Origin of the sequence: Streptomyces sp. 15-116A (genome assembly GCF_025290915.1) — a bacterium.
GTDB lineage: Bacteria > Actinomycetota > Actinomycetes > Streptomycetales > Streptomycetaceae > Streptomyces.
Map to the genome: position 1 here is coordinate 1 of NZ_JAOCQE010000509.1, position 1,856 is coordinate 1,856.

At 74.6% G+C, this 1,856-nt stretch carries 1 protein-coding gene; it reads right to left on the reverse strand.

The window, feature by feature from the left end:
- Positions 1-1,756: condensation domain-containing protein (locus N4P33_RS34975; RefSeq protein WP_260830936.1), on the reverse strand; the 1,756-nt coding region annotated here is incomplete at its 3' end.
- Positions 1,757-1,856 lie beyond the last annotated feature (100 nt).

The following is a 1,856-nucleotide window of genomic DNA, read 5'->3' on the forward strand; positions in this document are numbered from 1 at the left end:
CATAGGCCGCGCCCGCCTTGAGCACCGCCAGGATCGCGGTCACCAGCCCCGGCCCGCGCCGCAGGCACAGGGCCACCGTCCGGTCCGGGCCCGCGCCCGCCTCGACGAGCCGGTGCGCGAGCCGGTTGGCGCGCCGCTCCAGTTCCTCGTAGGTGACGCTCCAGCCGCCCAGCCCGCCGCAGACGACCGCGGCGGCGTCGGGCCGCCGGTCGGCGTGCTCCTCGAACAGGTGGTGCAGACAGGCGTCCTGGGGGAACGGCGCGCGGGTGGCGTTCCAGTCGTCCAGGGCGGCACGGCGCTCGGGCTCGGTGAGCAGCGGCAGCGCCGACAGCGGCTCGGCGGGCCGCTCGACGGCCGCTTCCAGCGTGGTGAGGAAGTGGCCCAGCAGCCGGTCGACGGTCGTGGCGTCGAAGAGGTCGGTGGGGTACTCCACGAGGGCGCGCACGGCGCTGCCGGTGTCGTGCACGCTGATCATCAGGTCGTACTTGGTGGCGCGGGACGAGAAGTCGATGGGCTCGGTGGCCAGTCCGGCGAGGCCGGGCGCCGTGTCCGGGGTCTCGTCCAGCAGGAACATCACCGAGGTCAGCGGCGGCCGGCTCGGGTCGCGCGGCAGGCCGAGCGCGTCGACGATCAGGTCGAACGGCAGCTCCTGGTGGGCGTACGCCTGGAGTGTGGTGTGCCGTGTGGCGCGGACCAGCTCCGCGAACCCCGGGTCCCCGCCCGTCCTGATGCGCAGCGGCAGGGTGTTGACGAAGAAGCCGATCAGGTCGCTGAAGGCCGGGTGGTCGCGGCCGGACACGGAGGTGCCGACGACGATGTCCTCCTGCCCGGTCCAGCGCCGCAGGGTCGCGGCGAAGCCGGCCAGCATCGTCATGTAGAGCGTGGCGCCCTCCGACCTGCCGAACTCCCGCAAGCGGGCGATGAGTCCGGGCGGCAGCTCGATGTACCGGGAGGCCCCGGCGTGGCCGAACACCGGCGGGCGCGGACGGTCGGTGGGCAGATCCACCGGGGCGGCGCCGGCGAGTTCCTCGCGCCAGAAACCGGTGAGCGACGCGAGCCGCTCGCCGCCGATGCGGTCGCGCTGCCAGGCCGCGAAGTCCGCGTACTGCAGGGCGAGCGGGGGGTGCGGCCCACCGGGGTCCGCGTACCCGGCTCCGGTGCGATGCGCGTAGGCGCGTTCCAGCTCCGTCGCGAGCAGCCGCATCGACCAGCCGTCGGTCACGATGTGATGGAGGTTCAGCACCAGGACGTGGTCGTCGGGGGAGAGCCGGGCCAGCGAGGCGCGCAGCGGGACCGCGCCCGCGAGGTCGAACGGGGCGGAGGCGTCCGCGTCGTAGAAGGCCCGGACGGCGTCCTCGTCGGGCAGGTCGGTGACCGGCAGCGGCAGCCGGTAGCCGTCGATCACCCGGGGCACGGCCTCGGCCGCGCCGGCCACGTCCTGGTAGACGGTCCGCAGTACTTCGTGCCGGTCCACGACGTCCTGGAGGGCGCCGTGCAGCGCGGTGACGTTCAGCGGGCCCCGGATACGGGTGGCGACGGGCACGTTGTACGCCGGGCTGCCGGGCTGGAGCTGGTCGATGAACCACAGCCGGCGCTGGGCGAAGGAGAGCACCGGTGCCGTGCCGGGATCCCGGGGCGCCGGCTCGGGGTCCTCCCGCTCGGCGGCACGCCCCCCGGTGCGGCCCGCGAGGGCCTGGAACAGTGCCCGGCGGGACTTCGGCAGTGCGGCTATGCGTTCGGCGAGGGACTCGCTCACCTTGTGCCTCCGTGCGTCTGGTGAAGAGGGATACAGCAAGGGGTGCCAGGGAGAGGCCGGACGCGCGGGGCGCGGGTACGGCGGGGGTGCGGGGGAGAGG